Below are 25697 nucleotides of genomic sequence, written 5' to 3' on the forward strand. Positions count from 1 at the left end.
GAGCAAGGATGACGGCGTGAACGAGTGACGGCAAACCGATAGTCACCCATCAGTGCCTACTTTCAAAGTGCAACCGTAGCCGGCCGCGGCACGATTGAGGCAAGCGCGCCACGTCGGATGCGCCACATGTCCAAGATTGCCTATGGTCAATCATCGTTCGTGCGACAATGGAACGATGAACGATTTTGGCCAAGACACACCGGTTTCCGCAGCCAGCGGCGGCATGCGTGCGCTGCTGCGCGCCCACCCATGGGAGGCGAGTGCGCTCGGCCACCCCGAGCATTGGCCACGCGAACTGCACGCCGCGGTCGAGATCATGCTCGAAGCGCCGCACCCGGCGCTGATCGGGTGGGGCGGGCAGGCCGTGGTGCTGTACAACGACGCCTACGCCGCGCTGCTCGGCGCGCGCCATCCGGCCGCCCTCGGCCAGCCTTTCAGCCTGGCCTGGCCGGAACTGTGGCAGACAGCCGGCGTGCGTGCAGCCGGCGCCCTGGCCGGGATTGCCCAGCACATGGACGACGCCCCGGCCCTGATCGCGGACGGCGGCACGCTGCGCCAGCACTGGTTCACGGTGTCGTATGCGCCGCTGCGCCTGGCCGACGGCGCGGTGGCCGGCTTCTTCCATAGCGCCCTCGACACCACCGACCGCGTCAACGACCTGCGCTGGCGCAGCTTCCAGCTGGCGCTGTCCGAGCGCCTGCGCAGCGTCGACACCTCGCACCAGATCGTCGAGGCGGCCAGCGCCATGATCGGCGCCGAACTCGATGCGGCGCGTGTGTTGTACGCCGAAGCGGAACAGGACGGCGAAGGTGGCGAAGGCTTCACGGTGCTCTCCGAATGGGTGCGCGAGGGCGTTGCCCGGCTGGCCGGCGCCGATGCGCGCCTGCACGATGTCGGCCCGGTGCTGGTCGCCGCGCTGCGCGCCGGCCAGGCGGTGGCGGTAGGCGACGTCGCCCATGACGAACGCACCGCCGGCCACGGCGCGCGCTATGCCGGCGCCGGGGTCGGCGCCCTGCTGGCGCTGCCGCTGCTGAAGAACGGCCGCCTGCTGTCGGTGGTAGTGCTGCAATCGGCGCAGCCGCGCCACTGGCAGGACATCGAACTGCGCCTGCTGCAGGACGTGGCCGAGCGCACCTGGACCGCGCTCGACGCGCTGCGTTCGCACCAGGCGCTGCGCGCCAGCGAAGCGCGGCTGTCGGCGGTGTTCGACAGCCTGCCGGTCGGCGTCGGCGTGGCCGACCCGGACGGCAGGCTGGTGCTGTCCAACCAGGCCATGCAGCGCTTCGTGCCGAGCGGGATCATGCCCTCGCGCGACGAGCGCCGCTACGCGCGCTGGACCGCGCTGCATCCCGACGGCAGCCCGGTCGGACGCGACGACTATCCCGGCGCGCGCGCCCTGCGCGGCGAGCGCGTGGTGCCCGGCATCGAGGCGCTGTACCGCGACGACGACGGCGCCGAGATCTGGACCCACATCGGCGCGGTGCCGATCCGCGATGTCGAAGGCCGCATCACCGGCCAGGTGTCGGTGGTCACCGACATCGACCGCGTCAAGCGCGCCGAGGCGCAACTGCGCGTGTCCGAGGCCAAGTACCGCAAGCTGTTCGAGCGCATGGACGCCGGCTTTTGCATCGTCGAGATCCTGTTCGACGAAGGCGGCCGGCCGCGCGACTTCCGCTACCTGGAACTGAACCCGATGTTCGAAAGCCAGTCCGGCCTGCTTGATGCGCGCGGACGCACCGCGCTCGAGATGGTGCCGGGCCTGGAGCAGGCCTGGATCGAACGCATCGGCAATGTGGCGCTGAGCGGCGTGTCGGACCAGTTCGAGGCCTATTCGGACGTGCTGGGCCGCTGGTTCGAGACCAATGCCTCGCCCCTGGGCGAAGCCGGCGCGAATCAGGTGGCGCTGATCTTCCGCGACACCACCGCGCGCCGCGAGACCGAGGACAACCTGCGCCGGCTGGCGGCCGAGGACGCTGAAGCGAGCCGGCGCAAGAGCGAATTCCTGGCGGTGCTGGCGCACGAGCTGCGCAACCCGATGGCGCCGATCCGCACCGGCCTCGAGATCATGCGCCTGCGCGCCGACAGTCCCGAGACCATCGAACGCGTGCGCGAGATGCTGGAGCGCCAGACGCGCCAGATGACGCATCTGATCGACGACCTGCTCGACGTCGCGCGCGTCACCAGCGGCAAGATCGAGATCCGCAAGCAGCTGGTCGACCTGAACCGCGTGGCGGCCAGCGCGGTCGAGACCAGCACCCCGATGATCCAGGGCGCACGGCATGTGCTGGACGTGAGTATGTGGGGCGAAGCGCTGCTGCTCGAGATCGATCCGACCCGCATCGCCCAGGTGGTCAACAACCTGCTCACCAACGCCGCCAAGTACACGCCGCCGGGCGGGCGCATCGCGCTCGCGGTGCGCAAGGAAGGGCGCGAAGCGGTGATCGCGGTGACCGACAGCGGCGTCGGCATCCCGCCCGAGCATCAGGACTCGATCTTCGAGATGTTCAACCAGGTCGGCCGCAACATGGGCCTGGCCCAGGGCGGCCTCGGGATCGGCCTGTCGCTGGTGCGCCAGCTGGTGGCGCTACACGGCGGCCGCGTGAGCGCGGCCAGCCCCGGCGTCGGCCAGGGCAGCACCTTCACGGTGCGCCTGCCGCTCGGCGTGCAGGCGGAGGGCAACGGCGGCGACCCGGCGCTGCCCGAGCGCCGCACCGCGCAGCGCCGCACCTTCCGCATCCTGGTGGTGGACGACAACACCGACGCCGCCGAGAGCCTGTCGCTGCTGCTGCAGCTGAACGCGCACGAGATCCGCACTGCCACCAATGGCCGCGACGCGCTCGAGATCGCGCGCGAGTTCCGGCCCGACATCGGCTTCCTCGACATCGGCATGCCCGGCATGACCGGCTTCGAACTGGCCAGCCGCCTGCGCGCCATGCCCGAACTGGCCGGCATGACGCTGGTGGCGGTCACCGGCTGGGGTTCCGAGGACGACCTGGCGCGCTCGCGCGAAGCCGGCATCGACCACCATTTCACCAAGCCGATCGCGGCCGAGACGGTCAGCCGGCTGCTGAGCCAGATCACCTGACCGCGGCGCGGCGCGCAAGCGAACGGCGCCGCGCGCGCACTCTGTTACCATGCGGCCGATGAAGAACATACTATTGGTCGATGACCTGGGCATCGACCTGATGTTGACGCGGCTGGCGCTGGAACAATATGCCGGCGCCGGCCGGGTCGATGTCGCCACCGCCGCCGACGGCGAAGACGCGTACCGCATGATCGAGGCCGACGGCTTCGACCTGGTGCTGCTCGACATCAAGATGCCGCGCGTCGACGGCTTCGAACTGCTCGAGCGCCTGCGCGCCAACGCGGTGCGCCATGCGCCGGTGATCATCTTGTCCGGTTCTGGCCTGGCCGCCGACCGCCAGCGCGCCGCCGCGCTGGGCGCGATCGACTACATCCAGAAGGCCGTCGACTTCAGCGGCTTCAAGCGCGAGCTGGCGGCGACGCTGGACCGGCACGGCTTGCTCTGACCATCGCGGCATCATTGCGCTCGCCAGCGTGGGTGCGGCGGGCTACACTGGCCGCATGCTGAACCATTCGATCCTGTTGCAGGGCTGGCGCTCGCTGTGGGAATTCCGTCCCGCCGCCAACGTTGTCCTGGGCGCGCGCCTGCTGGCCGCGTCGCTGCTGGCCGTGGCGCTGGCGCTCGGCCTGATGGCCTTCGTCGCCGTGTTCGGGCGGGTCGACCGGCCCGGATGGTGGTGGGCTTCGATCCTGCCCAATATCGGCATCTGCATGTGCATCGTGCACACGCTGTTCGGCGTGCTGCGCCTGGCCGGACGCTGGCTGCCCAACACCCTGGTCGAGCGCATGGCCGACGTGCGCGACCTGCGCGCCGGCATGCTGCTCAGCGCGCTGGCGCTGGGCTCCATCATCCTCGGCATGACGATCGGCTTCACGATCGTGCCGATCCTGGTCGGCTTCAACGTCTGGGGCATGTTTCACTCGCTGCCGGCGGCGCTGACCAAATTCGCCGTGTTCCTGCTGTGCGTGATGGGCGTGAACTGGGCCTGGTGGCGCGCGCGCCTGCGCCGCCAGCAGCTCGAACGCGACGCGCTCGATGCGCGCCTGCGCCTGCTGCAGGGGCAGATCGAACCGCACCTGCTGTTCAACACCCTGGCCAACGTCCAGAGCCTGATGGATTACGACCCGCCGCGCGCCAAGCGCATGCTGGAGACGTTTTCGACCTACCTGCGCGCCGGCTTGAGCCAGATGCGCAGCAGCGACGCCACGCTCGAGGACGAGCTGGCGATGGCGCGCAGCTACCTGACGCTGATGGGGATCCGCATGGAAGAGCGGCTGCGCTTTCGCATCGAGGCCAGCGTCGAAGCGCGCGCGGCGCAGGTGCCTGCGCTGATGCTGCAGCCGCTGGTCGAGAACGCGGTCCATCATGGCCTGGAGCCGCAGATCGACGGCGGCAGCATCGTGGTGCGCGCCGACGTGCGCGAAGGCCGGCTTGAAGTCAGTGTGATGGACGATGGCGCCGGCATCGATGCGCCCGGACGCCGCCTGCGGCCCGGCGCCGGGATGGCGCTGGCCAACCTGCGTGCGCGCCTCCAGGCGCAGTTCGGCAGCGACGCCAGGTTAATTCTGCGCGCCGGAGCCGGCGGCGGCACCGAGGCCGTGCTGGTGCTCCCTTATCATCGCGCGGACGACCTGCTTGTCGCGGCGGTGGCGGCATGACGCGTGCGCTGATCGCGGACGACGAGCCGCACCTGGCGCAGTACCTGCGCGACCAGTTGCTGGCGTTGTGGCCCGGCCTGGAGATCGTCCACGTCGCGCGCAACGGCGTCGACGCCGCCGCGCGTATCGCCGAGCTGGAGCCGGACCTGGCCTTCCTCGACATCCAGATGCCGGGCTTGACCGGCCTGGAAGTGGCGCAGGGGATCGAGGGAGCCACCCGCGTGGTGTTCGTCACCGCCTTCGATGCGTTCGCGCTGCAGGCGTTCGAGCATGCGGCGCTGGACTACGTGCTCAAGCCGGTCGGCACCGAGCGGCTGGCGCGTACGGTGGCGCGGCTGCGCGCGGCGACAGCGCCGGCCGTGGCGCCCGACGCTGCGCTGGCGCAGGCGTTGCAGCAGCTGATGGCCGCTCCGGCGCAGCCGCGCCTGCGCTATATCCTGGCCGGGCAGGGCGAGCGCACGCGTCATCTGGATGTTGCGGACGTGCGCTTCTTCCAGGCCGACGACAAGTACACCGTGGTCGCCAGCGTGCACGGCGAATACCTGATCCGCACCACCATCACCGACCTGGTTGCCCAGCTCGACCCGCAGCAGTTCTGGCAGGTGCATCGGTCCACCATCATCAATCTGGCCTGGCTGGAAGGCACGCGGCGCGACGACGCCAGCCGGCTGTTCCTGCGCGTGCGCGGCCACGCCGGCGAGCTGCCGGTCAGCCGGGCTTTCGTCCACCTGTTCAAAGCGATGTAGCCGAGGCGCTTGCCATTCATCGGCTGTGCCGTCGATTCGTCGCATGGCGAATGCATTGATGGCGCGCGGCGGCGATGCTGGCGTTTTCTTCGACGGAGACGCCCATGTCCAGGTCCACATTTTCCTTGTCCTTGCCCTTGTCCGCCCTCGTGCTGTTGTGTCTTGTTACCGGCCCGGCGCCAGCAGCCGCGCCGGTGCCGACCGTCGAAACCATCGCCGGGCGCCAACTGGAATCGCTCATCATCCGCCATCCGGCATCGAAAGACGTGATCGTGTTCGAAGGCGGCTCGCGCAACACGATCGAGAAATGGGGCGTGGTGCCACAGCTGCTGGCACGCGACGCCACCGTGTTCGCCTACAACCGTCCCGGCTACGGCCACAGCGAGGCGGCGCCGACGCCGCGCGACGGCCGCACGGTGGTCGAGGAGCTGCGCGCCGTGCTGCGCCACAAGGGCCTCAAGCCGCCTTACGTGCTGGTCGGGCATTCGCTGGGCGGCCTGTACGTGCAGCTGTTCGCGCGCGCCTATCCGGACGAGGTGAAAGGTCTGGTGCTGGTTGACGCGCTGTATCCGCGCATGGTCAAGCGTACCGCCGACTTTCCGCTGTACAGCCGCCTCGCCGGCCGGCTGGCCTTTTCGCGCACGGTCTGGCGCGAGATCGAGGGCATCGACGAGACCGGAGAACAGATACTGGCGCTGGATGGCATCGACGACAAGCCGATCGTGCGCCTGGTGAACCAGCCGCAGTCGGCCACCGCCATCGCAGTCGATTTCGGCGCCTTCAGGATGGACGAGGAGACGCGGCGCCAGGTGAGCGCGCTGTATCCGAAGGCAAAGAAGGTAGTGGTCGATTCGAGCCACCAGATGGCCTTGACCTCGCCCGAGGTAGTGGCGGCGGCGGTGCGCGACGTGATGGCCGCAGCCGACTAGCGCGCCGGGATGGCGTCGAGCGTGCTGTTGCCATGCGGGCGCTGGCTGCCGCGATGGCGGGCATGCACGCCGGCGGCCTCAGAGGCGGGGCGGTTCGGCCAGCGGCCGGATCGCCAGCTCATCCCAGCCTGACGCGGGATCGGGTTCGCGGCTGAAGCGCACATCGGGCAGCGCCGCCAGCAGGATCTCGGCCGTGGTGCGCACGATGCAGCCCGGCGCCACATGGCCGCCCGTGACGCGGCCGTCGGCATCGGCCACGCTGATGTGCAGGTGGGCGCCGTCGGGCGACAGCGAGCCGGCCAGCGTCAGGATTTCGAGGTCGCCGCGCAGTTCGGTGGCGTCGCCGCGGCCGGCGAAGCGGATGCGGGCGACGCTCAGGCTGCCGATGCCTTGCAGGACGAAGGCGGCAGCCAGGCCATGTTCACGCGCCAGCGCGTCGAGCGCGCTGCGCAGGTCCTGTTGCGGGCGGAGGCGTACGGGCAGTGTGCGCATGGGAGAGGGGGCGGTGGCGCCGCGGGGTCGATGATGGAACTCCGATTGTATTACCGGAGCGCGAGCTCCAGCATTCCCGTGGGAGCCGCGCGATAGCCGAGCCCCCGGAACAGGCGCTGCGACCGTTCGTTGTCGGGCGCGACATCCGCATTCAGGTGCCGCAGGCCCAGCCCGTCCACGGCATGGCGCGTCATCAAGCCGATCGCTTCCGTCATGTAGCCCTGGCCCCAGCACGCACGCCGCAGCATGCAGCCGACCTGCGCGGCCCGTGCGCCGTAGTCGAAGCCGTGCAATCCGCAGGTCCCGACCACCTCGCCCGATGCGTGCAGGACGATCGCCCATTCCAGCGACGCGCCCTCGGCCAGCAGCCTGCGCACGCTTGCCAGCATGACGGCGACCGTTTCCACGCCGGGAAACGGTTCCTCGTCGGTATGGCGCATGACGCCGGGATCGCCGTAGATGGCGAACAGCGCTGCGGCATCGGCGTCGGTCATCGCCCGCAGCAAGGCGGTCGCCGTGCAGGATCGGCAGTTCGGCGGTCAGGTGAATGCGGTCCATGCGGTCAGGCGGTGACAGGCGCAGTGTCACGTTCGGCGGCATCCTGGCACAGCGCGTGATGTTCGCTACCAAACAGCATCGCGTACAGGCCTGGAATATCTGCGACCAGCTGGAACCTGGCAATCGGAACGACCCGCAGATTTGGCCTCTCCTTTTTTACACCCGCAGCATCCGCTTTTGCGTGCTTCGCTGTCGGGAAATCGGCGAGCGATGGCAGCCGGGCGCCAGGCTCGCCGCCGAAGAACAAGAAGGGGCCGAGGGTCATGCTGTCGGCATCGAACCGGCTCCAGATGACGCAGCCGGATGGTTTGCCGAGTAGTCCGAGATGCACTTTTTGGTGGGCCGTTGTCGCGTTTCGAGAAGAGGATTTGAGTTGAACGTGGCGCGTTACGCCGTTCGCTTCGAGTACCACATCGTGACCGGAGCGGTCGATCGACGGCTGCGAGACTTCCAGGGTGGCGCCGGCGTGTAACCACGAATACTTCAGCAGATCGCCGATCAGGAGATGCTCAAGCAGACGCTCGCGGTAGACCGATTGATGGGTGTTGAGGTTGAAGGATGACATGCTGTGGCACAGGGTTGTACGGAACCTGAAGCATACAGAACGACCTACTCGGCCGGTTCAACCCGGGCGAAAAAATCTATCGGCAGCCAATTTCTTCATCCGGCCGTAACATAGTTCTCGGGAGGCTTGCCCATCCTTTTTTCAGCTTCGAGCAGCATCTCTTCTTTTGGCAGAGGAGTACCGTCGGCCAGGCGCTCCAGGTAAGGAATCAGCCACAATCCGTTCGTGATGTCGAAGTTCGCGCGCCATCGTTCGGCCAGCGCCTCGCGCGCCGCGAGCCGGCAGCCGGCACTTCCCCAGCCGACGCCTTCGCTGAGCGCCACCGGAGACGCAACGCCGTCGAAGCAGATATCGACATCGTAAGGCCACGGATAGTCGTTGCTCATCGCGAGCGCCCTGGTGCCGTGTGCCAGGTTGAACCAGGTGGGCATATCCTCGTCCGGACAGCGTGAATGGAGCGCAGAGTATAGCAACGCACCGGCGCGGGCGCGCCATCGGCGCTACTGCCCGCCACGCTCCGCATCGATCTCCTTCTTCATCGCCCCCACCTGGTTGATGTACTCCGCCACCGGCGCATCCGGGCTGGCGCGCAGTTCCGGCGGCAGCAGCACCGGCATGTACAGCTCGTCGGCCATCAGGCCGTGCTGCTGCTGGTTCCCGGCCAGCACCAGGATCGACACGATGACCGCCAGCACCGCGCACACGATGCGCAGGCGCCGTCGCAGCTGCGGCGTGACGGTGGCCAGGTGGAAGTAGATCATGCCCGCCAGCGTGACCACCGCCGCGTGCGAGGCGTAGCCGGTGACCCATTCGAGCGACCAGGCGTAGGCGACGACGCTCGCCAGCAGGCGCACGCACAGCAGCGTCGCCAGGCCGCAGCCGAAGATGAAGTAGTGGCGGCCCAGGCGCGCGCGGCGCCCGAACAGGCGGTTGCCGAAGGCCCACAGGCCGCTCCAGACCAGGCCGACGCCGATGGCGGCGGCCGGCCATTGCACGTAGCGCTGCAGCTCGATGTTGTTGCGGTCCGTGAGCCAGGCCGCCAGCAGCGCGCACAGGGCGGTGAGCAGGATCCCGGCCAGGCCGGGCACCACGCCTTCCCAGCCGTGCATGGTGCGGTCGCGCAGCTCGGGCGGCACCGGGTGCGAGGCGGGGCGGATGCGCAGCGTGGTGTGGCCCATGCGCACCACGGTGTCGCCGCCCATCGCCAGTTCCTTGACGCGGCGCTTCTTGTGCACGATGCCGTTGCGCGTGCCCAGGTCGCGCAGCAGCAGCTTGCCGTCCGGGCCGGCGTCCACCAGCGCGTGGTGCGGGGCGGCGTAGTCGTCGTCGACGATGAAGTCATTGTCGTAGGCGCGCCCCATGCGGATCGGGAGCGTGTTCACGCGCTGGCGCTGCAGCACCTCGCCGTTGCGCGCCAGGGTCTCGATGGTCCACGGCCCGCCCGTGGCCACGTTCGGCGGCATGGCGGCCTGGGTGTCGGACGGCATGCCCGCATGTTCGCGCGTCTGCTGGTCCATCGGCGTCACCTGCGTCCGGCGCGCCCGAAGGCGCCGAGGAAGGCGCGCGTCACGCGCAGCCCGTTTTCGTAGGAGACGCCGGAGACGTCGAGCCGGCTTTGCAGGCTGGCCTGCGAGGCGTCGGTGCTGGCCGTGAGCAGCGTGAAGTTATACAGGCCCTCGAAGTTGCGGTAGGCGCGCACGCAGGTCACGGCGCGCAGCGGCAGGGTGCGGGTGTGCACGAAGCGCTCGGTGCAGAACGGTTTCGTCAGGCGCGCATCGCCGATGCCCAGGTTATCGACCTTGAACAGGTCGCTCGCCAGCGCGGCGAAGCGCAGCGGCTCCATGCTGCCGGAGCGGATGTACTGGTGGGTCATGGCGACGTTGCCGGTCTGCTGCGAGTCGGACACGAACACCGCCGACTGCATCACGCAGCTCATGGCGTCGGTATTGAAGGCGGCCCCGCGCTTGACGCTCGAACGCCCCCAGCAGCGCACCTGGCCGGACTCGCGCACCGGCACCAGGTACGGCCCCATGCCCTTGAGCGTGAGCGGCTCTTCCAGCAGTTTATCCACCATCCCGCTCTGGTGCGCCAGCAGCTGCTGGCCGATCAGCGGATTGAAGTCGTCGGGCGGCGCCGGTTGCGAGGCCACCTTGCGCAGCAGTTCCTGGGCGTAAGCCACGGGCACCAGGAAGCTGACCGATTCGCCGTCGCGCCGCCGGGCGACATTGATGCCGGCCACGGTGCCGCTGGCGGTGACGCTGGGGCCGCCGCTCATGCCGGAGTTGATCGGGCCGCCGAAGATCAGGCGGTCGTAGAAGCTGCGCGTGAGCACGCCGTTGTAGGCGCCCTCGGAGATCGCGAAGCCGAGGTCGAGCGGGTTGCCGAGCGAGTACAGCGGCTGGCCCTGGCGCAATTTGACCGCTTGCTCGGGCACCTTGAAGAAGCCGCTGCCGTTGCGGTTGACGCGCACCACGGCCAGGTCGTGCAGCACGTCGACCGCCATCAGTTCCACCGGGCCGGTGTTGCCGTCGGTGTCGATGTACTCGGCCGTGTACACGTCCGGGTCGAGCGCCATCTGCGACACCACGTGGTAGTTGGTCAGGGCCAGGTTGCTGGTGCCGACCAGGAAGCCCGAGCCGACGGTGGACTGGGTACGGCCGTTCTTGAGCAGCATGCGGATCTGCAGCAGGTCGCCGCGCGCCGATTCGTACAGGTCCTGGGCGGCCGACGACGGCTGCGGCAGTGCGTCCTGGGTCTCGACTTCGCCCGGGATCGGAGAATTGGGCGTGGCAGCGGGCGGGGTCTCGGCCGGCATCTGCGGCGGCGGCGAGACGGCGGGACGGGCGGCATTCGGACTGGTGCCGTTGCCCGGCGCCGAGCGCGCGGACGCCGCCGGCGCATTCGCCTGGGGCGCGGCGGCGGCGGCAAAGCAGGACAGCAACAGTGCGATGACGGCCCGTTTCATGCAATCTTCATAGGAGAATTGAAGATGCTATCTTGCCACCGGTTTAATGGGCGGTGCGCGCGTTAGCGCGGCGGCCGTGGAGTGCTCCCAGCCGGGAGCCCCGTTCAGTCCTGCTTGACGACGATCTTCTCGTCCTGCTCCAGCGTCGGCACTGGCGCCATCATGTGGCCCAGCTTGGCCTGCTTGGTGTTCAGATACTTGTCGTTGTAGGCGTTGCGGTTGACCAGCAGCGGCACCCGTTCGCTGACCACGATGCCCAGGCGGGTGAGGGCGTCGATCTTGCGCGGATTGTTGGTCATCAGGCGCACCGCCGTGATGCCGAACTGCTCCAGCATCGGACGGCACAGTTCATAGTTGCGGGCGTCGGCATGAAAGCCCAGCTGCAGGTTGGCCTCGACCGTGTCGGCGCCGGCTTCCTGCAGGCGGTAGGCGCGGATCTTGTTGAGCAGGCCGATGCCGCGCCCTTCCTGGCGCAGGTACAGCAAAATGCCGCGGCCTTCCTCGGCGATACGCTGCAGCGCGCCTTCGAGCTGGGCGCCGCAGTCGCAGCGCTGCGAGAACATCACGTCGCCGGTCAGGCATTCGGAGTGGATGCGCGCCAGCACCGGCTGCCCATCCGACAGATCGCCCAGCGCCATCGCCAGGTGCTCCTTGCCGGTGGCCGGCTCGACCCAGGCGTGCAGGGTGAACTGGGCCCAGGGCGTGGGCAGCGCGCACGACGTGGCGTACTCCAGGATGGCGGGGTTGGCAGGGACAGTGGCGGTGGCTGGCATGACGGTGTTTCCAATCGGGTGCAAAAGCGAGCGGGGTGGTTCTCCAGACCGGCAAGTTTACCGGAAATCGAGGGTTGCCGTGGGAAATGCCCGGTTTTGGGCCGGGCACGGCCGGCTTCGGATGGCCGGGCCGGTGCGCCAATCGCTGTCATGACGCGAAATTGTCACGGTGTTACGCATGCTTGCCGCATAACCAGAGAGTTTCTTGCTTCGCATCAAAGCCCCTGTGATAATCTGTAATATCCCATATACCCGCATTTAACATGCCCCATTCGCGCCGTCTGTTGCACCGTTTCACGCCCCGCGGCCTCGGCGCCTGGCTGGCGCTGGCCTTTTCAATGCTCACCGTCGTGCTGACGCTGCTGTTGGTCGCGGTGGTCGAAAGCGCCGCCACCAGCCAGGTCAAGAGCAGCATCGGCCACGCGCTGGGAGAAATGGCGAACCAGACCGCCGACAAGCTCGACAGCGGCATGTACGAGCGCTTCCGCGAAGTACGGCTGATGGCGCGCCGCAGCGACCTGATTTCTTCCGGCGCCAGCCAGGAACAGCGGCGCCGCATCCTGCGCGACATGCAGGACACCTACGGCTACTACGAATGGATCGGCATGGCGGGCCTGGACGGCGCCGTGCTGGTCGAGGCGCGCGGCATGCTGGAAGGGAAGAACGTGGCCAAGCGGCCGTGGTTCAGCAATGCGCTCAAGGGCAACTTCGTGGGCGACGTGCACGAGGCGGTGCTGCTGGCCAAACTGTTGCCGGTGCAGGAAGGCGAGCCGCGCCGCTTCGTCGACGTCGCCTTCCCGTATCTCGATGCGCAAGGCAACCCGGCCGGCGTGCTCGGCACCCACCTGTCGTGGCAATGGGCGCGCGACGTCGAGCGCTCGATCATCGCGCCGGTGCAGGTCCGCAACAAGGTGCAGGCGCTGATCGTCAGCGCCGAAGGCGTGGTGCTGCTCGGCCCCGAAGGACTGCAGGACACCACCATCGACCTGGCCAGCCTGCGCGAAGCGCGCCAGGGCCGCACCGGCTACGCGGTCGAGCGCTGGCCGGACGGACGCGACTACCTGGTCGGCTACGGCGCCACGCGCGGCCGCGGCGACTATCCGGGCCTGGGCTGGTACGTGCTGGTGCGCCAGGACGTGCAGGATGCCTACGCCCCCGTGCGCGAACTGCGTAGCCGAGCGCTGTGGAGCGGCCTGGGGCTGGCGCTGCTGTTCTCGCTGGTCGGGGTGCTCGTGGCGCGCCGCATCACCCGCCCGCTCCAGGCGCTGGCCACCTCGGCCGACCACCTGCGCCGCGGCGACAGCACCGAGCTGGTGCCGGGAGGGCGCGGCTACACCGAAGTGCGCAAGCTCTCGGGCGCCCTGAACGCGCTGGTGGCGGCGCTGGTGCAGCGCCGCGCCGAGATGCAGGCGCTCAACGACACGCTCGAGCAGCGCGTCGAAGAGCGCACTGCGGAACTGGAGCGCGCGCTGTCCTCGGTGCGCGCCAGCGAGCAGCGCATCGCCGCCATCGTCGAGGCGGCGCAGGACGCCTTCATCGCGGTCGACCGGCGCGGCATGATCATCGACTGGAATCCGGCGGCCGAGCGCATGTTCGGCTGGGCGCGGCACGAGGCGGTGGGCTGGCCGCTGGCCGAGATGATCCTGCCCGAACGCTACCGCCCCAGCATCGCCAAGGCGCTGCACTCGCTGCGCCAGCTCGAACCGGACGCCCAGGTGCGGCGGCGCCTGGAACGCACCGTGATCAGCCGCGAGGGCGCCGAGTTCACGGTCGAGACCTCGGTGGCGCTGGCGGGCACGGGCAGCGACGCCTTCTTCAGCATCTTCCTGCACGATATCTCCGAGCGCAAGAAGGTCGACCGCATGAAGACCGAGTTCGTGTCGACCGTCTCGCACGAGCTGCGCACGCCCCTGACCTCGATCCACGCCTCGCTGTCGATGCTCGACCAGGGCATGGCGGGCGACTTGCCGCCCGACGTGGCGGGCCTGATCCGCATCGCCAGCCAGAGCTGCGAACGCCTGATGCGGATGGTGAACGACCTGCTCGACATCCAGAAGATCGAGGCCGGCCAGATGGAGTACAAGCGCACTGCCCAGCCGCTGGCGCCCTTGCTGCGCCACGTGGCCGACGCGATGGCCGGCCACGCCAACCTGACCGACGTGAAAATCAAGCTCGACCTGCCGCCCGGTTCGGACGGGGTGCGCGCCGAGATCGACCACGACCGCATGGTGCAGGTCTTGACCAACCTGGTGTCGAACGCGATCAAGTTCACGCCGTCGGGCAAGGAAGTGACGATCGGGCTGGCGCAGCGTCCGGGCTGGGCGCGCCTGAGCGTGACCGACGAGGGGCCGGGGATCGCGCCGGCGTTCCAGCCGCGCGTGTTCGAACGGTTTGCGCAGGACGATGCGGGGGATTCGCGGCAGAAGGGCGGGTCGGGGCTGGGGCTGAACATCAGCAAGGCGATCGTCGAGGAGCATGGCGGGACGATCGGGTTCGAGACGCATGCGGGGCTGGGGACGCGGTTTACGGTGGAGTTGCCGCTGGCGTCTTGATTAGCTTTTTTTATTGTTACCTTATAGACCGTCATTCCCGCGAAGGCGGGAATCCAAGTTCGTTAAGTAGCCACCTGCTTAAACGATGGTGGTATGCGTAAAACTTAGATTCCCGCCTTCGCGGGAATGACAGTCTTTAAGTTAGTAGCAAGAGGGAGAGGGAACGTAGCTGCGCGCAGTTATCGCAGCTCGTGCAGCGCCATCCCGTGGAAACTCTTCCACGCCCCGAACACGCTTTCCAGCTGCGGCAACAAGCGCATCATCGCCGCCTTGTCGCGATGGAAGGTGGTCGCCGAGCCGTCGATGATGCGGCTGCCGCCGAGGGCATACATCCGTCCTTGGGAATAAGCCCCCGGCGCGCGCAGCAGCACCAGCACCTGCCGTCCCTCGTGCCCGGTCAGCAGCAGGTCGCCTTTCGCGCCCGGTTCGACCTGCCGGTAACGCCGTTGCTCCTCGGCCGCGATCGGCCCGGCTTCGAGCGCAATGCGCACCCGCTTGCCGTGCTCCACGCCCCAGTCCAAAAACGGCGCCGCGAAGCGCTGGATCTGGCCGGGATCGGTGCGGTAATCCATCACCGCCAGCCCATCGGCATGGCGCGCCAGCTCGCGCAGCAGCTCGCGCTTGCCATCCCACCAGAACGGCACCACGAATTCGAGCGGCATCGCGCCGGCCGCCTGGCGCAGGGCGGCGGCCAGTTCCAGGAAGCGGCGGTCGCGCAGCGCCGGGTCGAGCACCGTGGCCGGCAGCAGATACGGTTCGACGTCGAACTGCATGCCTTTCAGGCGCGCCGCCGGTTCGGCCCCCGCGTTGTAGGCGGCGTAGGCGCGCGCCCGCGCGCTGCTGGGCGCGTGCTGCTCCGGCAGCACCATGTGCGGATCGCCCTCGACCGCCGTCACCGCCACGCCACGCGCGCCGGCGCGGCGCACGAAGGCCGCCAGCGCCTCGGGTTCGGCCACCCGCCCCTCGAGCAGCGGCACCGTGACGAACACTTCGCCCAGGCCCTGGCTTGCCGCCCAGTCGATCAGCGCGTCGCCGCGCTCGCGCCATTCGCTGCGGTCCCAGGCCCAGGTCGAACGCGGCGGCCGGCCCGGCGCCGCTGCGGCCGGCTCCAGCGTCAGCGCGTCGAGCGTCAGCTGGCCGCCGTCCTGCGGGCACAGGAGCGTGAACTGGCGCCAGCTGCCCCGATCGAGGTTCGGCGCCAGCGTCAGGCGCGCGCTGTCCACTTTGTCTGCTGCCGCCACGATGCCCAGGTCGAGCGCGCCCTCGCGCGCCGCCAGCCGCGCATCGGCCGCCTGCCACGTGAAACGCCCGGCGCCGGAAAACGCCGCCTGCAACACGACGTCGGCGCGCGGCAGATACCACGGTCCCTGCAGCAGCACGCCGGCGGGACGCGTCCCCGGCCGGCAGGCGATGCGCAGGCGGCCGTCCTGCAGCGTCGCGCTAACGCGTTCCTCGATGCCGAACGTGCGCTTTGTCATGCCTTCGAGCAGATTGGCGCCGAGCGGCATCGGCCCCGGCGAGTCTGGCGCGGGTGTCGATGCCGGCAGCGTGTGCTCGCTGATCTCGAAGCGGCCATCCTTTTCCACGCCCTGCAGCAGGATGAGCTGCTCGGGCCGGGCGTCGCGCGGCAGCGGATACACGGCCAGCACCTGGGCCGGATCGACGCCCGGCGGCACCGACGCGGCGTGGACGGGAGCGATGGTCAGGAGCATCGGCAGTAGGTAACGAATGGCGGAAAGGGACATGAGCGCAGTCTAGCGCGCAGCGCGCCGGATGCGCGCTCAGTTCGGCGGCGAGGCGCCGTCGGCATCCTTCACCGTGCCGCGGCGCTGCATCGCGCCCCAGCTCGCTTCGCGCTGGGTCGCCCAGCGCCACATGCCGACCAGGCGCCACCAGGCATTGACCTGGCGATAGCCGAAGTTCTCCAGGATCACGATCGCGCCCAGCGCCAGCAGCTGTTTGCCGCGCGGGTAGATGTGGAACGACATCTCTTCCAGCAGCAGCCCGGAGCTTGACAGCAGGATGCCGAGCCCGATCGCCACGAACAGGAAGGCGCCGAACGCCTGCCACGAGATCAGGCCGGTGAAGAAGGCGAAGATCATGAAGACGTAGCCGCCCAGTTCGACCAGTGGCCCGAGCCACTCGAACAGCAGCATGAAGGGAAATGCGATCCACCCCGGCACGCCGCCGTGCCGCGAGAACATCAAGCCCCAGTTGGCGCTCAGGCTCTCGGCCAGGCCGCGCTGCCAGCGGATGCGCTGGTTGCGCAACGTGCGCAGGTCTTCCGGCGCCTCGGTCCAGCACACCGGATCGGGCACGAACTCGATGCGGTAAGGCTGCCTGCGCGCGCGCAGCAGGCGGTGCATGCGCACCACCAGTTCCATGTCTTCGCCGATGGTGTTGACGCGGTAGCCGCCGGCCAGCACCACTGCATCCTTGCGGAACACGCCGAACGCGCCCGAGATGATCAGCATGCCGTTCATCGCCGACCAGCCCAGGCGTCCGAACAGGAACGCGCGCAGGTACTCGACCACCTGGAACAGCGCCAGCGCATTGTTCGGCAGGCCGACGCGGGTCAGGAAGCCGCCGCTGACCTGGCAGCCGTTGGCCACCCGCACCGTGCCGCCGGCCGCCACCACGGTGGGGTCGCGCAGGAACGGCTCGGTGACCTTCGACAGGCTGTCGCGCTGCAGGATCGAATCGGCGTCGACGCCGCAGAACAGCGGATAGCGCGAGACGTTGATGCCGGCGTTGAGCGAGTCGGCCTTGCCGCCGTTGACCTTGTCGATCACGCGCACGTTGGGGTAGCGCGTCGAGCGGTACACCTGGCGCACTTCTTTGGTGGCGATCTGGCGCCGGTAGGCCTCGGGGAAGGGCAGCAGCGCGAACTCGCGCTTGAGCACTTCCAGCGTGCCATCGGTAGAGCCGTCGTTGACGACGATGATCTCGAACTCGGCGTAGCTCAGTTGCAGCATCGAGCGGATCGAGGCCGCGATCGAGGCTTCCTCGTTGTAGGCCGGGACCAGGATGCTGATCGGTGGCTCGAGGCCCGAATAGGCGCGCGGCAGCTCGGCCATGAACATCTCCTGCCCCTTGCGCCGCAGTGCGCGCAGGGCGAAGCCGTTCAGGGCCAGGTAGCCGGCGTTGAGCGCGATAAAGTAGCAGAACACGAACCAGGTGATGAATTCGACCAGCAGGTGCTGCACGTTCATGCCGTCTCCTGTTCGGCCAGCACCTGGTCCAGCATGTCGAGCGCGAAGCGGTCGGTGAGCGAGGCGCGCACCGCCGCCATGTCGGCGCGGGTCAGCGCCGGCAGTTCGCGCAGGGCCTGGGCCGCGCGGTAGCGCACCCACCATTGCTGGTCGCCCAGCAGGGCGGTCAATCGCGGCGCGTCCTCGCGGCTGCCGATGCGGCCCAGCGCGCGCGCCGCCTGCACCCGCACCTGCCAGTCGGAATGCGCCAGCAGGGCGCGCACCTCGGCGATGGTCTCGGGCGTCATCACGCTGCGCAAACCGGCGATCACCACCGGCACCGCGCCGCTGGTCAGGGCGCCGGCCAGCACCGGTCCCGGCAAAGGCACGCGCAGGGCTTCGGCGATGCGCAGCGCGCGCGGCAGGCGTTCTTGCGGCAGCGTCGGCAGGATGCGGCCCAGCACTGCGGCGGTGGGCGCGGCGGCCTGCTGCAGGATGCCGGCCACGTGCGACAGCGCCCAGTCGTCGCGTTCGATGAACAGCGGCGTCAGGTAGTCGGCGGCGGCGTGCGGGTCGACCCGCACCAGCGCCCACAGCGCGGTCAGGCTCAATGCGCTGTCGGGCGCCTGCGCCAGCGGCAGCAGCCGGTCCCAGGCCGCGCGGTCGGCCAGGTGGCCCAGCACCAGCGCCGCCAGCAGGCGTTCGTCGCGCGGAGCGCGCGCCAGCATGCGGCGCGCCAGTTCATCGACGCCGAGCCGGCGCGCCACCGCATTGAGTGCCAGCGTGGCGTCGCCGCGCAGCGAGCCTTGCAGGTGCACCCACAGGCGCATGAAGTGGATCCGCTCGTGCGCCGGCAGCGCCGGCAAGGCCGGCTGCTCGCCGACGATGGCGGCGTTGAGCAGCGGGCGCCAGCGCGCCACCACCTGCGCGTCGCGCCGCTGGTGGCGCCGCAGTTCGACCCGCAGCAGCACGATCTGGCAGGCCAGCAGCAGGGTCACGCCGAGCGCGATGGCGCCGGTCCAGACCGCGATGGTGACGAAGGAATCGGTTGGCGGGGCGGGCACGTTCCGGCAGGCGTCGGTGTGCGCCTCAGGCGCCGAGCTTGAGGAAGCGCCGCACCCGCGCCAGCAGCTCGTTCGGCTGGAACGGCTTGATGACGAAGTCGTTGGCGCCGGCGTCGAGCGCGCGCACGGTGTCGCGCTCGGTGTTCTTGGCGGTCAGCATCAGGATCGGCACCGCGGCCCACTCGGCGCGCGCACGCGCCTGGGCCACCAGCTCGAAGCCGTCGATATACGGCAGCATGACGTCGAGCAGGACCAGGTCGGGCAGCGGCAGGTCCACTGTACCGGCGCCGGCGATGTACTCGCTCGCCGCGCGGCCGTCGGCCAGGTGCGTGACGCGGTAACCCTGGCGTTCGAGCATGAAGCGCAATACCTGGGCGATGTGATCGTCGTCCTCGACGACCAGCACCAGCGGTGCGGGAGCTTGTTGGTTGTCCATGATGGCGGTGTAATGAAGTGACGCGATTATACCGATGACAGCGGTTCGGATAACAAACTGCAATTGAACAGTTTGTTGTTGTCTAGCATCAAACAATCGCCGCCGGTAACACTCCCCGGCGCAGTGGGTCGAGCAGGGCGCGCAGGTCGTTGTGGTCCAGCTCGTACATCAGCGCCAGCAGCTGGCCCAGCTCGCCGCGCGGAAAACCCTCGCGCGCGAACCAGCCCAGGTAGTGGCCGGGCAGGTCGGCGATCTTGCGGCCTTTATATTTCCCGTACGGCATTTCACGGACGAGGAGTAGTTGCAGGTGGTCGGCGTTCATCGTGCGGCACTTTAGCAAACAACGGCGGCGTTGTAGCATTTGGAGGACAGAAGGGAGGGGATATGGAGAGCAATTACGATCTCGAGCGCTTCGTGCAGGCGCAGGAGCCGGTGTACGCCACGGTGCTGGACGAACTGCGCGCCGGCCGCAAGCAAAGCCACTGGATGTGGTTCATCTTTCCGCAGATCGCCGGCCTGGGGCGCAGCAGCATGGCGCAGCGCTACGCCATCGCCAACGACGACGAGGCGGCCGACTACCTGGCGCACCCGGTGCTGGGACCGCGCCTGCGCGAGTGCGCGACGATCGTGCTGTCGCTGCAGGGCGCGAGCGCGAACGCCATCTTCGGCGATCCGGACGATATGAAATTCCGCTCGTCGATGACGCTGTTTGCCGACACCGCGCCGGACGAAGCCGTGTTCCAGGCCTGCATCGACAAGTACTTCGACGGCGAGCCGGACCCGGAAACGCTGGCGCGGCTCTAGTCCGCGTGCCGGATCAGGCGTCGGCGAACTGCTCCAGCAGTTCTTCGCCGCGGCCGCGCGCCGCCACGTGCAGGATCACGGTATCGGCGAACTGCAGGGCCGGGTGGCTGGCGCGGTGGCGCGCGAACCAGAACACTTCTTCCAGGTCTTCGTCCTCGTGCGCGGTGCCCATCACCGCCTGCTCGGGCGCGACGTTGTCGTAGTCGAAGGCTTCGTCGGCGGCATCGTCGAGCGCGTCGCGCCAGCTTTCGCACTCCTTGCCCCAGGCCAGCATGAAGCGGCAGCCGCTCGTCACCAGCCAGCGCGCCACGTCCCAGCGCCACATCTCGTCGCTGTCGTCGTCGATCACGACGATCGCCATGAACGGGTCAAGGTGCTTAAGGTCGGGCAGCTCGGCGTGCGGACGCAGCTGGATGTAATGGGCTTTGGTGGTTTTCATGGTGGTGCACGGATAAAGAAGCGCATTATCGCCGGTTTGTCGCCGATGCGCGGGCGCAGTGTGGAATGGCCGGCTTCAATCGGGCTGCGCCGAGGAGCAGCCCGCGAGGCGTCAAGCGGAGCGCTGCGCCGTCCCGCCGAGGATGGCGAACAGGCGCCCGGTGTCGATCGGCTTGACCAGGTGGTGGTCGAAGCCGGCCGCCAGCACCTGGGCGCGGTCCTTGTCCTGGCCATAGCCGGTGACCGCCACCAGCAGCGCGGCGGCGGTCGCGGGCCGCGCGCGCAGGCGGCGCGCCAGTTCCATGCCGTCCATGCCGGGCAGGCCGATGTCGAGCAGGCAGGCTTGCGGCAGGTCGGACTGGGCCCGCGCCAGCGCGTCGTGGGCGTCGTGTTCGACCAGCACCTGGTGGCCCGCGGATTCGAGCAGCATGCCGAGCGTGACGGCGGCGTCGACGTTGTCGTCGACCACCATCACGCGCAGCGCGCAGCCCGCCGCCGGCGCCACGGCGTCGGCGGGCTGCGGGGCCGCCTCGGCGCCCTCCGGTTCCAGCAGCGGCAGGCACACCGAGAAGCGGCTGCCGGCACCCAGGCCGCCGCTCTCGCAGGCCACGCCGCCGCCATGCAGCTCGACCAGGCTGCGCACCAGCGCCAGGCCCAGTCCGAGCCCGCCCGAGGAGCGGTCGGACGAGCGCTCGGCCTGGGCGAACAGCTCGAAGGCGCGCGCCGCCAGGTCGGGCGCCATGCCGATGCCGTTGTCGAGCACGTCGATGCACAGCTCCCCGCGCTGGCGGCCGGGGCGCACGCTGGCCTCGAGCGCCAGCCGGCCGCCCTCGGGCGTGTACTTGGCGGCGTTATTGAGCAAGTTGGCCAGCACCTGCACCAGGCGCTTGCGGTCGCCCAGCACGCGCGTGCCCGGCGGCGGCAGCGTGACGGCCAGCTGGTGGCGCCGCCCCTGCACCAGCGGCATCACCTGTTCCACCGCCTCATGCATCACGCCGTCGACGTCGAGCGGTGCGTTAGCGAGCTGCACCAGCCCGCGCGTGACGCGCGAGACGTCCAGCAGGTCGTCGATCAGTGCGGTCATGTGGCCGACCTGGCGCCCGATGATCTGGCTGGTGCGCTTGAGCATCGCTTCGTCGGGCTTGATGCGCTGCAGCAGTTCGGCGGCGGCGCCGATCGGCGCCAGCGGGTTGCGCAGTTCGTGCGCCAGCATGGCCAGGAATTCGTCCTTGCGGCGGTCGGCTTCGCGCAACCGCTCTTCGGCCGCCTTGCGCTCGGTGATGTCGCTTGCGGCGCCGATCCATTCCACCAGCTTGCCTGCGGCGTCGAACATCGGCACCGCGCGCGACAGCGTCCAGCCGCTGCTGCCGTCGGCGCGCCGCACCCGGTGTTCGAGCTCGAACACCGAGCCTTCGCGGATCGCGCGCGCAATCTCGCGGTTGACCAGTTCCTGTTCCTCGGGCGGCACGTAGTCGCCCAACCAGTACGGGCGCGGCGCTGCGGTGTCCTTCAGGAAGCCGCGCCCTTCGAGGTGGCGCAGCTGGGTCCAGTCGGGGCTGATGCGGTAGATGACTTCGGCCGTGGCGTTGGTCAGCGCGCGGTAGCGCCGCTCGCTCTCGCGCAGCGCGGCCTCGGAACGCACTTTCTCGGTGACGTCGTTGTTGCTGTGCGAGATGCAGACGATGCTGCCGTCGGCGCCGAAGATCGGGGTGCTGATGGCGGTCCAGAAGCGCTCCTCGAAGCCGGGCTCGCCGTTCGGCAGGATCACCGGGATCGGATAGCGCACCGCGGGCAGGGTGTCGGGCCGGCCGGTCGCCAGCACCGTGGCGAACGAGGCGCGCAGGCGCACTTCGCCGTCGTCTTCGGGGTCGTCGGGATTGCCCGGGAACGCCGTGAACAGGCTGGTACCGACCAGTTCCTCGCGGGTGCGGTTGGAGGCGCGCAGAAAAGCGTCGTTGACCGCCAGGATCACGGCCTCGGGTGTCGGCGACAGCAGGTAGTGGCCGAACGGCGAGCTGTTGAAAGCGGACTCGAAAAGGTCAGGGGGAAGCATCGTATCGGCTGCCGATGATGGAAGCCGCATTATAGGTCAGAAGCGGTTCGTGTTAAACGGGCAATTGTGTGGTTCACAATCTGCCGATGCAGCAGGTGGAAGGTGGATTTCTGGCGAGACGGACGGCTCGGACCCCGGCGGGATGCGTATAATCGCCGTTAGCCCGTCTCATCATTACCAGAAAACAACAACTCATGGCCTCATCTTCCGACAACATCAGCATGGCGGTGTTCTGCGACTTCGAAAACGTCGCCCTCGGCGTTCGCGACGCCAACTACGAGAAATTCGACATCCGCCCGGTGCTCGAGCGCCTGCTGCTCAAGGGCAGCATCGTCGTCAAGAAGTCCTACTGCGACTGGGATCGCTACAAGGCCTTCAAGGCCCCGATGCACGAAGCGAACTTCGAGCTGATCGAAATCCCGCACGTGCGCCAGTCGGGCAAGAATTCGGCCGACATCCGCCTGGTGGTCGACGCGCTCGACCTGTGCTACACCAAGTCGCACGTCGACACCTTCGTGATCATCAGCGGCGACTCCGACTTTTCGCCGCTGGTCTCCAAGCTGCGCGAGAACGCCAAGCAGGTGATCGGCGTCGGCGTCAAGCAGTCGACCTCGGACCTCCTGGTCGCCAACTGCGACGAATTCATCTTCTATGACGACCTGGTGCGCGAACAGCGCCGCACCGCCGCCAAGCGCGACGAACGCAAGAGCCAGCCGCAGGCGTCCAAGCGCGGCAGCGCCAGCGACGACAAGCGCAAGGAAGAACTCGAGGCGCGCAAGATCCAGGCGCTGGAGATGGTGGTCGAGACCTTCGACGCGCTGGTGTCCGAACGCGGCGACACCGGCAAAATCTGGGCTTCGCTGCTCAAGGACACGCTCAAGCGCCGCCGTCCGGAATTCTCGGAAACCTATTACGGCTTCCGCACCTTCGGCAACCTGCTGGAAGAAGCGCAGACGCGCGGCCTGTTCGAGTTCGGCCGCGACGAGAAGTCGGGCACCTACGTGTACCGCAGCGCGAATGCGCCGGCCGCCGTGCCGGCCGCGGACGGCAGCGCCGGCGGCGACGTGACCCAGGCCCCGGACGCCGTGGTGCAGGACATGATCGACGCCGCGGCGCCGGTCGAGGGCGCGGGCGACGAATCGGCCAGGGACGCGGCCAAGGAAAGCCGCCGTGGCCGTGGCGGCCGTGGCCGCAAGCAGGGTGGCCGCGGCGAAGCGCAGGCCAATTCCGCGATCCCGGCGCTGCTGGAACCGGCGCCGCAGGAGCCGGTGTTCGAGCCGGTGGCGGAGATGGCCGAGGCGGAGCAGGCTGCTGCAGCCGTCGCGGCCGAGCCGGAAGCGGTAGCGGCGCAGGAGCCGCAGGCGGATGCTGCGGCGCTCGCTGAAGAAGCGCCGGCGCCGGTCAAGGAACGCCGCCGTACGCCGCGTAAACCGGCGGCCAAGAAAGCTGCCGCAGCGCCGGCGCCGGAAGACGTCGTGGCGGCGTCGAACGTGGCCGAGGTGGCCGAGGCGCCTGTGGTCGAAGCGCCGGTCGCCGAGGAGCAGCCTGAAGCCGCTGAGGAATCAGCTGCGGAAGGGCAGGGCGAAGAATCGGCCGCGTCGCGCAAGAAGGCGGCCCGTCCGTCACACAAAGCCCCGGCGCGCAAGGCCGCACCGCGCAGCCGCCGTCCGGCCAAGCCGAAGGCGGGCACCGAAAACGGCTGATGGTATCGGGTATAACACCCGGCACCTGGCCTAAGCACCGTCATTCCCGCGCAGGCGGGAATCCAAGTTCGCATGCAGCACCACTGCGGTTCGATCCAGTGGAGCGCAACGGACTTGGATTCCCGCCTGCGCGGGAATGACGTTTTTACGTTAACGATCATCCACCATGTCCCCGCTTCTCCTGTTCTGCATCCTCATCGCCTATTTCCTGCTGCTGCTCGGCGTCGCCCACGTCACCTCGCGCGGCGCCAATAACGACAGCTTCTTCATCGGTAACAAGAGCAGCAACTGGATGCTGGTCGCCTTCGGCATGGTCGGCACCACGCTCTCGGGCGTGACGTTCGTGAGCGTGCCGGGCGCGGTCGGCATCGACGGCTTCGGCTACGCCCAGATCCTGATCGGCTACGTGATCGGCTACCTGGCCGTGGTCTGGCTGCTGCTGCCGCTGTACTACCGCCTGCAACTGACGTCGATCTACCACTACCTCGACCTGCGCCTAGGTACACGCGCCTACCAGAGCGGGGCCGGCTTCTTCATCATCTCGCGCCTGCTGGGCGCCACCGCGCGCCTGTACCTGGTGGTGAACATCCTGCAGGCGATCATCCTCGACAGCCTGGGCGTGCCGTTCTGGATCACCACCCTGGTGGTGCTGGGCATGATTCTGATGTACACCTACCAGGGCGGCGTGAAGACCATCGTCTGGACCGACACCCTGCAGACGGGCTGCATGCTGTTCGGCCTGTTCGCCTGCGCCTGGTTTCTGCTGGGCGAACTGGGCCTGTCGGTGCCGGAGAGCCTGGAGCGGATGCGCTCCCAGGGCCTGGCGCACGTGTTCACCTTCGACGTCGACAGCCCGAATTTCCTGGTCAAGCAGATCGTGGCCGGCGCCTTCATCACCATCGCCATGACCGGCCTGGACCAGGAGATGATGCAGAAGACCATCTCGGTCAAGACGCTGCGCGACGCGCAGAAGAACCTGTTGAGCCTGACCGCGGTGCTGGTGGTGGTGCTGCTGTCGTTCCTGTTCCTGGGCGGCCTGCTGTACCTGTACGCCCCGAGCGTCGGCGTGACCGCCGGCGGCGACAAGATCTTCCCGGCGGTGGTGATGGGCCACATGCCGGCGGCATTGCAGATCGTGTTCCTGATCGCCCTGATCTCGGCCCTGTTCCCCAGTGCCGACGGCGCCATCACGGCGCTGACCTCGTCGTTCTGCATCGACATCCTCGGCATCAAGCGCAGGACGGACTTGACGGCGAATGACGCCGAACGCCTGCGCCGGCGCGTGCACCTGGGCTTCGCGGTCCTGTTCCTGCTGCTGGTGCTGGGCTTCAAGGCGGCCGACAATCCGAGCATGATCGGCGTGATCCTGAAGCTGGCGGCCTACACCTACGGCCCGCTGCTGGGCCTGTTCGCCTTCGGAATGATGACCCGGCGCATGCCAATCGACCGGTTTGTACCGTTTGTCACGGTCGGCGCGCCGCTCTTGTGCGCAATCCTTGAGTACAATCAAGCTTACCTGCTCGGCTCTTACCGACTTGGGCTGGAATTACTTATGGTTAACGGGCTACTCGTATTCGCTGGCCTGCTGGCGATTTCGCGGCCGCAGCCGGCCGGCGATCGTCCGGCCGCGGCGGCCGTATGAAGACGCCGGGTTGCCCACGTTGCTTTATGTTTGCATCAACCTT

General features: G+C 68.5%; 23 protein-coding genes. 9 read left to right on the top strand and 14 right to left on the bottom strand.

Annotated elements, in window-relative coordinates; translation table 11 throughout:
- Positions 1 to 175: 175 nt before the first annotated feature.
- From QPK27_RS05520 to QPK27_RS05540, 5 genes are all read left to right on the top strand, one after another.
- Positions 176 to 3085 (top strand): ATP-binding protein, encoded by a 2910-nt coding sequence (locus QPK27_RS05520; protein ID WP_290417200.1) that lies wholly within the window; start codon positions 176 to 178, stop codon positions 3083 to 3085.
- A gap of 58 nt (positions 3086 to 3143) precedes the next feature.
- Positions 3144 to 3530: a response regulator gene (locus tag QPK27_RS05525; protein ID WP_290417201.1), complete on the top strand. Its 387-nt coding sequence runs from the start codon at positions 3144 to 3146 to the stop codon at positions 3528 to 3530.
- A gap of 55 nt (positions 3531 to 3585) precedes the next feature.
- Positions 3586 to 4743, top strand: coding sequence for a sensor histidine kinase (locus QPK27_RS05530; protein ID WP_290417202.1), 1158 nt, complete (start codon positions 3586 to 3588; stop codon positions 4741 to 4743).
- Positions 4740 to 5489 carry a LytTR family DNA-binding domain-containing protein gene (locus tag QPK27_RS05535; protein ID WP_290417203.1) on the top strand — a complete coding sequence of 250 codons (750 nt, stop codon included), beginning with the start codon at positions 4740 to 4742 and terminating at the stop codon, positions 5487 to 5489. The genes QPK27_RS05530 and QPK27_RS05535 overlap by 4 nt, the downstream gene beginning before the upstream one ends.
- Positions 5490 to 5593: 104 nt before the next feature.
- Positions 5594 to 6418, top strand: coding sequence for an alpha/beta fold hydrolase (locus QPK27_RS05540; RefSeq protein WP_290417204.1), 825 nt, complete (start codon positions 5594 to 5596; stop codon positions 6416 to 6418).
- Positions 6419 to 6496: 78 nt separating this feature from the next.
- Here QPK27_RS05540 and QPK27_RS05545 read toward each other — a convergent pair whose 3' ends face one another.
- The 7 genes from QPK27_RS05545 to ribA form a co-directional block, all read right to left on the bottom strand.
- Positions 6497 to 6910, bottom strand: coding sequence for a PPC domain-containing DNA-binding protein (locus QPK27_RS05545; protein ID WP_290417205.1), 414 nt, complete (start codon positions 6908 to 6910; stop codon positions 6497 to 6499).
- 50 nt (positions 6911 to 6960) lie between these two features.
- On the bottom strand, positions 6961 to 7404 hold the full coding sequence (locus tag QPK27_RS05550) for a GNAT family N-acetyltransferase (protein WP_290417206.1): 444 nt from the start codon (positions 7402 to 7404) through the stop codon (positions 6961 to 6963).
- 68 nt (positions 7405 to 7472) lie between these two features.
- A complete protein-coding gene (locus QPK27_RS05555) occupies positions 7473 to 8033 on the bottom strand; it encodes a hypothetical protein (RefSeq protein WP_290417207.1) in 561 nt (186 codons plus the stop codon).
- 95 nt (positions 8034 to 8128) lie between these two features.
- A complete protein-coding gene (locus QPK27_RS05560; protein WP_290417208.1) occupies positions 8129 to 8464 on the bottom strand; it encodes a hypothetical protein in 336 nt (111 codons plus the stop codon).
- Positions 8465 to 8533: 69 nt separating this feature from the next.
- Positions 8534 to 9550, bottom strand: coding sequence for an FHA domain-containing protein (locus QPK27_RS05565; RefSeq protein WP_290417209.1), 1017 nt, complete (start codon positions 9548 to 9550; stop codon positions 8534 to 8536).
- A 5-nt stretch (positions 9551 to 9555) separates the two neighbouring features.
- Positions 9556 to 10998, bottom strand: coding sequence for a serine protease (locus tag QPK27_RS05570; RefSeq protein ID WP_290417210.1), 1443 nt, complete (start codon positions 10996 to 10998; stop codon positions 9556 to 9558).
- A 104-nt stretch (positions 10999 to 11102) separates the two neighbouring features.
- The gene (gene ribA, locus QPK27_RS05575; RefSeq protein WP_290417211.1) at positions 11103 to 11771 is read right to left on the bottom strand and encodes a GTP cyclohydrolase II; all 669 of its coding nucleotides are present in this window, start codon (positions 11769 to 11771) and stop codon (positions 11103 to 11105) included.
- 263 nt (positions 11772 to 12034) lie between these two features.
- Between ribA and QPK27_RS05580 the strand changes: the two genes are divergently transcribed.
- Positions 12035 to 14323: an ATP-binding protein gene (locus QPK27_RS05580; RefSeq protein WP_290417212.1), complete on the top strand. Its 2289-nt coding sequence runs from the start codon at positions 12035 to 12037 to the stop codon at positions 14321 to 14323.
- Positions 14324 to 14502: 179 nt separating this feature from the next.
- Here QPK27_RS05580 and QPK27_RS05585 read toward each other — a convergent pair whose 3' ends face one another.
- The 5 genes from QPK27_RS05585 to QPK27_RS05605 all read right to left on the bottom strand — a co-directional run bounded on the left by QPK27_RS05585 (position 14503) and on the right by QPK27_RS05605 (position 19336).
- Positions 14503 to 16068: a hypothetical protein gene (locus tag QPK27_RS05585; RefSeq protein WP_290417213.1), complete on the bottom strand. Its 1566-nt coding sequence runs from the start codon at positions 16066 to 16068 to the stop codon at positions 14503 to 14505.
- 36 nt (positions 16069 to 16104) lie between these two features.
- The gene (locus QPK27_RS05590; protein ID WP_290417214.1) at positions 16105 to 17535 is read right to left on the bottom strand and encodes a glycosyltransferase family 2 protein; all 1431 of its coding nucleotides are present in this window, start codon (positions 17533 to 17535) and stop codon (positions 16105 to 16107) included.
- Positions 17532 to 18578, bottom strand: coding sequence for a HEAT repeat domain-containing protein (locus QPK27_RS05595; RefSeq protein ID WP_290417215.1), 1047 nt, complete (start codon positions 18576 to 18578; stop codon positions 17532 to 17534). Before QPK27_RS05595 ends, QPK27_RS05590 begins: the two co-directional genes overlap by 4 nt.
- Before the next feature lie 25 nt (positions 18579 to 18603).
- Entirely contained in the window at positions 18604 to 19014 is a 411-nt protein-coding gene (locus QPK27_RS05600; protein ID WP_290417216.1) for a response regulator transcription factor, read from the bottom strand.
- An 88-nt stretch (positions 19015 to 19102) separates the two neighbouring features.
- Positions 19103 to 19336 (bottom strand): DUF3820 family protein, encoded by a 234-nt coding sequence (locus tag QPK27_RS05605; RefSeq protein ID WP_290417217.1) that lies wholly within the window; start codon positions 19334 to 19336, stop codon positions 19103 to 19105.
- A gap of 62 nt (positions 19337 to 19398) precedes the next feature.
- Here QPK27_RS05605 and QPK27_RS05610 point away from each other — a divergent pair, with 62 nt between their 5' ends.
- The gene (locus QPK27_RS05610) at positions 19399 to 19818 is read left to right on the top strand and encodes a DUF1810 domain-containing protein (protein ID WP_290417218.1); all 420 of its coding nucleotides are present in this window, start codon (positions 19399 to 19401) and stop codon (positions 19816 to 19818) included.
- A 13-nt stretch (positions 19819 to 19831) separates the two neighbouring features.
- On the opposite strand, the gene QPK27_RS05615 is transcribed toward QPK27_RS05610, so the two are convergent.
- Positions 19832 to 20257, bottom strand: a complete 426-nt coding sequence (locus QPK27_RS05615; RefSeq protein ID WP_290417219.1) for a hypothetical protein — start codon at positions 20255 to 20257, stop codon at positions 19832 to 19834.
- Between the two features lie 111 nt (positions 20258 to 20368).
- On the bottom strand, positions 20369 to 22309 hold the full coding sequence (locus QPK27_RS05620; protein ID WP_290417220.1) for an ATP-binding protein: 1941 nt from the start codon (positions 22307 to 22309) through the stop codon (positions 20369 to 20371).
- A 194-nt stretch (positions 22310 to 22503) separates the two neighbouring features.
- Between QPK27_RS05620 and QPK27_RS05625 the strand changes: the two genes are divergently transcribed.
- Complete coding sequence (locus QPK27_RS05625) at positions 22504 to 24012, top strand: NYN domain-containing protein (protein ID WP_290417221.1); 1509 nt, start codon at positions 22504 to 22506, stop codon at positions 24010 to 24012.
- 166 nt (positions 24013 to 24178) lie between these two features.
- Positions 24179 to 25654, top strand: coding sequence for a sodium:solute symporter (locus QPK27_RS05630; RefSeq protein ID WP_290417222.1), 1476 nt, complete (start codon positions 24179 to 24181; stop codon positions 25652 to 25654).
- Positions 25655 to 25697 lie beyond the last annotated feature (43 nt).

Origin of the sequence: Massilia sp. YIM B02443 (assembly GCF_030411955.1) — a bacterium.
Taxonomy (GTDB): Bacteria; Pseudomonadota; Gammaproteobacteria; order Burkholderiales; family Burkholderiaceae_D; genus Telluria.

Bases quoted from the DNA above. Each gene is read 5' to 3' on its own strand.
- QPK27_RS05610 (WP_290417218.1), top strand. From the start codon at position 19,399: ATGGAGAGCAATTACGATCTCGAGCGCTTCGTGCAGGCGCAGGAGCCG.
- QPK27_RS05530 (WP_290417202.1), top strand. From the start codon at position 3,586: ATGCTGAACCATTCGATCCTGTTGCAGGGCTGGCGCTCGCTGTGGGAA.
- QPK27_RS05550 (WP_290417206.1), bottom strand. From the start codon at position 7,404: ATGACCGACGCCGATGCCGCAGCGCTGTTCGCCATCTACGGCGATCCC.
- QPK27_RS05630 (WP_290417222.1), top strand. From the start codon at position 24,179: ATGTCCCCGCTTCTCCTGTTCTGCATCCTCATCGCCTATTTCCTGCTG.
- QPK27_RS05525 (WP_290417201.1), top strand. From the start codon at position 3,144: ATGAAGAACATACTATTGGTCGATGACCTGGGCATCGACCTGATGTTG.
- QPK27_RS05560 (WP_290417208.1), bottom strand. From the start codon at position 8,464: ATGCCCACCTGGTTCAACCTGGCACACGGCACCAGGGCGCTCGCGATG.
- QPK27_RS05625 (WP_290417221.1), top strand. From the start codon at position 22,504: ATGGCCTCATCTTCCGACAACATCAGCATGGCGGTGTTCTGCGACTTC.
- QPK27_RS05535 (WP_290417203.1), top strand. From the start codon at position 4,740: ATGACGCGTGCGCTGATCGCGGACGACGAGCCGCACCTGGCGCAGTAC.
- QPK27_RS05520 (WP_290417200.1), top strand. From the start codon at position 176: ATGAACGATTTTGGCCAAGACACACCGGTTTCCGCAGCCAGCGGCGGC.
- QPK27_RS05605 (WP_290417217.1), bottom strand. From the start codon at position 19,336: ATGAACGCCGACCACCTGCAACTACTCCTCGTCCGTGAAATGCCGTAC.
- QPK27_RS05620 (WP_290417220.1), bottom strand. From the start codon at position 22,309: ATGCTTCCCCCTGACCTTTTCGAGTCCGCTTTCAACAGCTCGCCGTTC.
- QPK27_RS05585 (WP_290417213.1), bottom strand. From the start codon at position 16,068: ATGTCCCTTTCCGCCATTCGTTACCTACTGCCGATGCTCCTGACCATC.
- QPK27_RS05590 (WP_290417214.1), bottom strand. From the start codon at position 17,535: ATGAACGTGCAGCACCTGCTGGTCGAATTCATCACCTGGTTCGTGTTC.
- ribA (WP_290417211.1), bottom strand. From the start codon at position 11,771: ATGCCAGCCACCGCCACTGTCCCTGCCAACCCCGCCATCCTGGAGTAC.
- QPK27_RS05545 (WP_290417205.1), bottom strand. From the start codon at position 6,910: ATGCGCACACTGCCCGTACGCCTCCGCCCGCAACAGGACCTGCGCAGC.
- QPK27_RS05565 (WP_290417209.1), bottom strand. From the start codon at position 9,550: ATGGACCAGCAGACGCGCGAACATGCGGGCATGCCGTCCGACACCCAG.
- QPK27_RS05570 (WP_290417210.1), bottom strand. From the start codon at position 10,998: ATGAAACGGGCCGTCATCGCACTGTTGCTGTCCTGCTTTGCCGCCGCC.
- QPK27_RS05555 (WP_290417207.1), bottom strand. From the start codon at position 8,033: ATGTCATCCTTCAACCTCAACACCCATCAATCGGTCTACCGCGAGCGT.
- QPK27_RS05580 (WP_290417212.1), top strand. From the start codon at position 12,035: ATGCCCCATTCGCGCCGTCTGTTGCACCGTTTCACGCCCCGCGGCCTC.
- QPK27_RS05540 (WP_290417204.1), top strand. From the start codon at position 5,594: ATGTCCAGGTCCACATTTTCCTTGTCCTTGCCCTTGTCCGCCCTCGTG.
- QPK27_RS05615 (WP_290417219.1), bottom strand. From the start codon at position 20,257: ATGAAAACCACCAAAGCCCATTACATCCAGCTGCGTCCGCACGCCGAG.
- QPK27_RS05600 (WP_290417216.1), bottom strand. From the start codon at position 19,014: ATGGACAACCAACAAGCTCCCGCACCGCTGGTGCTGGTCGTCGAGGAC.